General features: G+C 68.1%; 7 protein-coding genes. 3 read left to right on the top strand and 4 right to left on the bottom strand.

The window, feature by feature from the left end; all coding sequences use genetic code 11:
- From ACFPIJ_RS36970 to ACFPIJ_RS36960, 3 genes are all read left to right on the top strand, one after another.
- A partial coding sequence (locus tag ACFPIJ_RS36970) for a hypothetical protein (RefSeq protein WP_380122382.1) occupies window positions 1-202 on the top strand: 202 nt, incomplete at its 5' end.
- A gap of 157 nt (window positions 203-359) precedes the next feature.
- Window positions 360-830 carry a hypothetical protein gene (locus ACFPIJ_RS36965; protein WP_380122380.1) on the top strand — a complete coding sequence of 157 codons (471 nt, stop codon included), beginning with the start codon at window positions 360-362 and terminating at the stop codon, window positions 828-830.
- 198 nt (window positions 831-1,028) lie between these two features.
- A complete protein-coding gene (locus tag ACFPIJ_RS36960) occupies window positions 1,029-1,604 on the top strand; it encodes a hypothetical protein (protein WP_380122379.1) in 576 nt (191 codons plus the stop codon).
- Window positions 1,605-1,781: 177 nt separating this feature from the next.
- On the opposite strand, the gene ACFPIJ_RS36955 is transcribed toward ACFPIJ_RS36960, so the two are convergent.
- The 4 genes from ACFPIJ_RS36955 to ACFPIJ_RS36940 all read right to left on the bottom strand — a co-directional run bounded on the left by ACFPIJ_RS36955 (window position 1,782) and on the right by ACFPIJ_RS36940 (window position 5,060).
- Window positions 1,782-1,982 (bottom strand): hypothetical protein, encoded by a 201-nt coding sequence (locus ACFPIJ_RS36955; protein WP_380122377.1) that lies wholly within the window; start codon window positions 1,980-1,982, stop codon window positions 1,782-1,784.
- Between the two features lie 272 nt (window positions 1,983-2,254).
- Complete coding sequence (locus ACFPIJ_RS36950) at window positions 2,255-2,710, bottom strand: hypothetical protein (RefSeq protein ID WP_380122376.1); 456 nt, start codon at window positions 2,708-2,710, stop codon at window positions 2,255-2,257.
- Between the two features lie 195 nt (window positions 2,711-2,905).
- On the bottom strand, window positions 2,906-3,511 hold the full coding sequence (locus ACFPIJ_RS36945) for a hypothetical protein (protein ID WP_380122374.1): 606 nt from the start codon (window positions 3,509-3,511) through the stop codon (window positions 2,906-2,908).
- 406 nt (window positions 3,512-3,917) lie between these two features.
- Complete coding sequence (locus ACFPIJ_RS36940) at window positions 3,918-5,060, bottom strand: NUDIX domain-containing protein (RefSeq protein WP_380122372.1); 1,143 nt, start codon at window positions 5,058-5,060, stop codon at window positions 3,918-3,920.
- Between the last annotated feature and the right edge of the window lie 679 nt (window positions 5,061-5,739).

The following is a 5,739-nucleotide window of genomic DNA, read 5'->3' as shown; positions in this document are numbered from 1 at the left end:
CCTCAAGTGGCTCCCACTGGCTGGGCTGCTGGGCCACTACGCACTGTCCGTCGTCATCCCACCCAACGGCTGGCCTCCACGCCTGCTCTTCCTCACCTACGCGACCTGGGTCGTCGTCACGACCCAACGCACCATCCGGCAGTCCCAGCACCCGGCGCCGCCCCTCCACGAACCCGCCACCCGACGCAGCGACCTCGATTGACTGCGCCGCGCACACGGCGGCATGTGTGCGCATCTGATCGAGTGGTAGCGGCTGCCGGCGTCACTACCGGTCCTGCAGGTGGGGTGCTCTGCCGTTCGCTCATGCGCCGCCGGTGCCGACGAACGTCTGAGCTTGATCGATAGGGTTTGGCGTGGGCATGTATTTGGTCGACATCAGCGCCGGTAGCTGGGCACAAGACGAGTGCGCTCCTCTGCTCGCCGAGGTGCTTGCCACGCGGGGTCTGCCGCCCTACCCTGGCCCGCCGGCCGCGGCCGTGGACTTCGAGGAGAAACTCATCCCGAACATGGCTGCCTTCGCCGAAGTGTGCGCGCGGCATGGTGCCACGGAGCTGCTCAACGCCTCGTTGATCGTGCCGGTGGACTTTTCCGGCTTGATCGAGCTTCCGATCGAGAGCAGCTTTGACGATGTGACACGGGCGTTCAGCGCACAGCGGCTACGCGCCCCGATCGCCCCGATCGCCGCCGAGGTCGGCATGCCCGCCGACCTGCCGAGCGGCGCAATGGCGCTGACCATCGCCATTGACGACCCACTCATATTCTATGTGGCGCTGTATCACCAAGCGGCCGAGCACTCGCTGCGACATGGCTGCCCGCTGACCTACATTTAGCAGGCTGCCACGGCCTACTTGCTCCTCGATCAGCCTGCCTCCGAAGCCAGGGCTTCACGATGGCGCCGCCGCTGACCATCGTGTGAACCACTCACCGCTGACAAGCGCACCCTCCGCGGCAGTTCCGTGCGAATTATTTGTGGTTGACTGCCCAGTGGACATCTTGGCCGCGGGCTCTTGGGGGGATACCGGGTGTGGGTGCATGTCGGTCGGCTGTACACCTGCGGCGACGTGTTCCTGGCCATGGATGCCACGCTGCGTGCTTCCTGGCTCGGGCACACCGACGACGTCTATGACGAGGTCTGCGAACTCGACGAGGACGTGACCAGCATCCCGGTCGGGCCGGGACGTGCTGCGCTCATCGCCATCGACGGCCGCCCCAACGACGAGGGATGGATCGAGGTGTTCACCTCCGGCCGTGGCACGGTTGCCTTCGTCTTCGCTGCTGGACAGGACTATCCCGCCGCCCTGCCCGCTGCGCTGCATCACCAGCACCGCGACTGCCCAGCCAGCGACCTGATCAGCCTCGACAGTGGCCATCTCGCCGTGTTCAGTGCCGCGGCCGACGGCGCCGGGCCGTACAGCAGTGAGTTCGTGCCGGCCCGACCCGCACCCATACCCGTCGCCGCAGCACCGATGTCACCCGACCCTGACCCGGGAATCCTTCTGCAACTCGAGCCGGGCAACTACCGGTTCGACGTGGAACCCTATGTCGAACCAGGCAACGACCTGAGATTCGGCCGATGGACGCTCACCCGCACCACGAGTTCGTAGCCAGCGGTCAGGTCCGAACAACCCCCGGTCGCCGTACCGCGCGAGTCAACGCAACCCTCGGCAGTCCAGTGAGAGCCGGGCCGTCCCCGGGTCCGGCACCATGTACGGAGAGACGCCTGTCAGGCCAGCGGCGCGCTCGATCGGCGGCATGAGCGCGCACCGGGGTGTGCGAACTGCTCAGGCACGCAGCCGGTCCCATGCGCCAGTGAGCCGAGCCCATTCGTCACCGATGCAGAGACCGATGATCTCCCAGTCGTCGAGTTCGTAGATCCAACTCGTGGGCGCTTCGATGACCGCGGCAAGCTCGTCGGCGGCGAGCGGGACGCTGCCTTTGGTCGGATAGCCGCGGAAGAGGTCGACCCAGCCGCGGGCGACCATGTCGGACAGGATGCGAGCGAAGTGCGAATCGTCCCTCGCTTCGCGTCGATGTCGAGATCCGACGGAGTTTGCGTGCTACCGGTCTCGGCCCACCGCTGGCGAGCACGGAACTCATCCAGGATGTGCACCATCGCCGCCTCGTCGCACGCCGTAGCGATCACCGCGTACTGCTCGTCGGTCATTGCTGGCCATGTTCCCACGTGATCCATCACGGACTGTGGGCCGCCGAGCCGCAGCGCACCGGTCGCGGCATGACAGCGCGGTGCCGTCCGCTACGCCGACGGTGCTACGCGGGCGGCTAACGCGCGGTTCAGTCCCCGGCGCATTCGCTTGGATGCACCGGCAAGTCGGCCGAGCGGGTGGATCTCTTCCGCTCGCAGCTCGGGTCGCTCGGCGAGCATCAGGGCCGCAGCATACGGCCGGGCGCCGGCGCGTAACAGTTCCGTCACTCGGCCGAGCACCGCAAGCAGCACCGGACGGTCGGCGCCGGCGTGACGGGCCACGAGCAGGAGTACCAGGTTGGAGTCCCAGTCGGTGTACTCGCCGTCGAGCAGACGCAGCAGATGTGGCGCCGCAGCCCGCTGATGCCGGGCAACGGCAAGCCGTACGAAGGAGTACGGGCTGCCCGCCAGCACGGCCAGCCCGCTGTCGTTCAACCGCGGATCATCGAGGACCCGCAAGTAGTCTGCCGGTGATCGAGCAGCGGGCAGCAGGTCGTCAAGCTCCACCCTCGTATCCTGCCGAACTGCCGACACGTCCCGACCGGACGCGCCCAAGATGGGATGCACGCTTCTCGGCACGGCCGCACGCCGGTGTCCCGCGCTTCACCACCTTGGTTGGCGAGCGGATCGCGGCATGAGCGCGCACGTGATCTTGGGTGAAGCGGTGCGCGGGAGTTCGAGGTTGTCCGACCCCTCGCGGCGTCAGGTAGCGCTGGGGGCCAGCGGCGCGGTGAACGCGAACGCGGTGTCGATCGTGGCGGTGAGGGCCGGGCCGTCGGTGGTGTGCCGGGCGGCCCAGGCGGCGAGCGCGGTGGTGAACGTGGTGAGGTCGCGGTGGACGCCCTGGAGCAGGTCAGCGAGGTGGGCGCGGGTGAGGGTGATGTGCGGGCCGGAAAGGATCGGAGCGCGGTTTTCTGGTGGCCCGGTGTCCTGCCAAACGGTGATCCGGTCGCCGATCGACATCGTGGGGATCGGGTCGTGGCCGAGCCAGGGCGATTCGCTGCCGCTGAGGGCGCGGGCCCAGTCGCGCCAGTCCTCCAGGCCGGAGCAGCAGCCTGGCACGATCGCAGTGTTGGTATCCGTCAGGATCAGGCCGCCCGGCGCGATCAGGTGTTCCGCGGTGGCCAGTTCGCCGGGCGGGATGTTGTTGTAGTGGGCGACGACCGCGGCGAACAGCCCGACCTCCGGGTCGCCGCAGGTGCCGTCGAGGGTGAGCCAGGCGCTGGGTTCGAGCGTGGCGACGAGCCACGGCACGGGGTCCGGTGCCGTGAAGGGGGTCTCCAGGACCGCCCGTAACGTGATGGCCACCTGTCGATTCTGCGTTGCGGCAGGGGCTGCTGTCATGCGTCAACCGCAGCCACGACGGCCAATGCCTGACCTCACTCCTTCGTCCGCCGGGCACAGCGCGTCGTCCTTCTTGGTGGTCGCATGAGCGGCTGCTCTCGTACGCGCGAGCGCTGTCGGCGGCATGTCCGTACACCCGATCAAGCGGCATGGGCGGGTCAGGAGCGGTCTTCGGCTCGGTGGTCCTGGCGGCGCTCGGGGTGCCTTCGGATAGACGTTCGCGAGGTGCTCGTCGGCTTCGGCGTATGGAGGATCCCGGCGAACTGGTCTGGGATTCGAAGCTGCCATGGCCGGTTTCGCTCCATGCTGACCGTCAAGATCGTCAGAGCGGTCGACGACAAGTCCTCGCCGGAACCGAGATCAAGGCTGGTCAGTCCTCCCAGAAGGCGACGATCTCGGCCGCCCGGGCGACCGCGGTCTCCGGTGGCTCGGCGGCGTGAATCTCGCCGCCGTAGGGGCGCACCATGAACCCGTCCACCGCCGGGTGGAAGGCTAGGCCGCGTTTGACCAGGCTGGGCCGGTCGCGGCGGTCGTACAGCTGAAGGGTGCCGTGACTGATCCACGGCCACACGCGGCGGAGCACCGGGTTCGCCGCGGCGGCGCGGGCGAGCGGCACGGTGTCTCCCTCGCCGTGTTCGGTGATGATGTGCCAGAGTGCTTCGATCGCGGCATCCGGGTCCGTGACGGCAAGGTAGGTGTGGCGCTCAACAAGCTCCTCGGCGGAACGCCCCTTGTGCAGGTCGAGCATAGTGCCGGCGATCTCGACCAGGTCGTCCGTTCGACCCGCCGCAGCCGGGTCACCGCCGTAGGCCCGGACCATCACCTCGTAGCCTCCGCCGCAACCGGCGCGAACGCTGATGTGACCACTGGGTGTCGACAGCTGGGCCGCGACCGGGCTGAAGCGGTCCGAGCCGCCGCTGAGTCTGTCCAGACCAGTTCGCCGGTTCAGTTCGTCGACCAGGCCGCCCTGGTCGAGGGCAGCCAGGAAGCGGAAGAAGTGCGGGTCGAAGCGGCCCGGATCAGAGGCCGCCAGCTCATCACGGGTCCACCAGCGGACTGCGTGGAACTCGCCGGTGTCCGGGCGCAGTTGCTCGTCGCCGGTGCAGGCCAGGACGTACCAGAGGCTGACGTCCGTGTGGCAGTCCGGCCCGACCGTGCGCGTGATGGTCAGAAAGATCGGCGACCGCGACAGACCCGCATCGCCGAGATCTAGCTCTTCCTGGATCTCCCGCCGCGCGGTCAGCGCGGGGTCCTCGTCGACCTCGACGTGACCACCCGGCGGGAGCCACAGCCCGGCGTTGACGTGGTCGACGAGCAGGATCCGTCCGTCGGCGGCGACCGGCACCACGTAGGACACCAGGTGCTGCGGCGGGGACGCTGGTTTGACCCGGCGGAACACATTGTCCGTGCTCGCCAGCCAGGCCAGCGCTGACGCGCGATGCTCGGCGCCGAGCTCGTCGAGCGGTGAGAACCGGGACACCAGGTCATGGACCACCGCTACAGACTCACGCATCCGGGAAATGTTGCCACGAACGCCCGCGGCGTTGTAGAACCGGCGCGCGTTGATTGCGGCATGAGCGTGCGGGTTTGGTTCATGGGTTGCCGTGTAGAAGCAGTGGCCGGCGGTGAGCGCCTCCGGTCGATGGTTGTCTCACGGGCGTCGCAGCCGATGCCAGATCGCGACGAACGGTCCGTCCTCCTGGCGTCGAGCCGGGGCGATGAGGAACCGGGGCCAATTGAAGCAGTAGGCGATCAGGTGCACCGGGAGCAGGGTGAGGCCGGCAAGGAACAGGCAGATTCCGCTGCGTCCGACGACCTTGAGCCACAAGACGGGACCGACCCGGCGAGCATCAGGAGGCCGAGGCCGCCCAAAACCATGGTGAACCACAGCGCGAACGGCAGACATGCTCTCGCCTCGGGCGGTATGCGAGGGGCACACCGGTTCGTGTCTTCACCCTCTACACCGGCGAGAACGACGGCCGAGCCCTCCTGCTCGATCCGATCATCGTGGAGGCCGTACAGCGCAGCGGCCTGGTCGACGACCGCAACACCCCAGCCCTGCCACCACCGGACCGCGATCACTGAACGAACGCCATCGCCACGCTCCACTACCGAGCCGCCGCCCGACCGGCGGCATGAGCGCGCAGCCGATCAAGTGCTGCCGAGGGCGAGATACCCGTCAGTTCTCAGAC

The organism is Dactylosporangium cerinum (genome assembly GCF_042653625.1).
GTDB classification, from domain to species: Bacteria; Actinomycetota; Actinomycetes; order Mycobacteriales; family Micromonosporaceae; genus Dactylosporangium; species Dactylosporangium cerinum.
This window is presented reverse-complemented; position numbering and strand designations above follow the sequence as displayed.

What these genes read in the sequence shown, in the direction of transcription:
- ACFPIJ_RS36955 (WP_380122377.1), bottom strand. Translation starts at nt 1,982, where the DNA reads ATGGTCGCCCGCGGCTGGGTCGACCTCTTCCGCGGCTATCCGACCAAA.
- ACFPIJ_RS36940 (WP_380122372.1), bottom strand. Translation starts at nt 5,060, where the DNA reads ATGCGTGAGTCTGTAGCGGTGGTCCATGACCTGGTGTCCCGGTTCTCA.
- ACFPIJ_RS36965 (WP_380122380.1), top strand. Translation starts at nt 360, where the DNA reads ATGTATTTGGTCGACATCAGCGCCGGTAGCTGGGCACAAGACGAGTGC.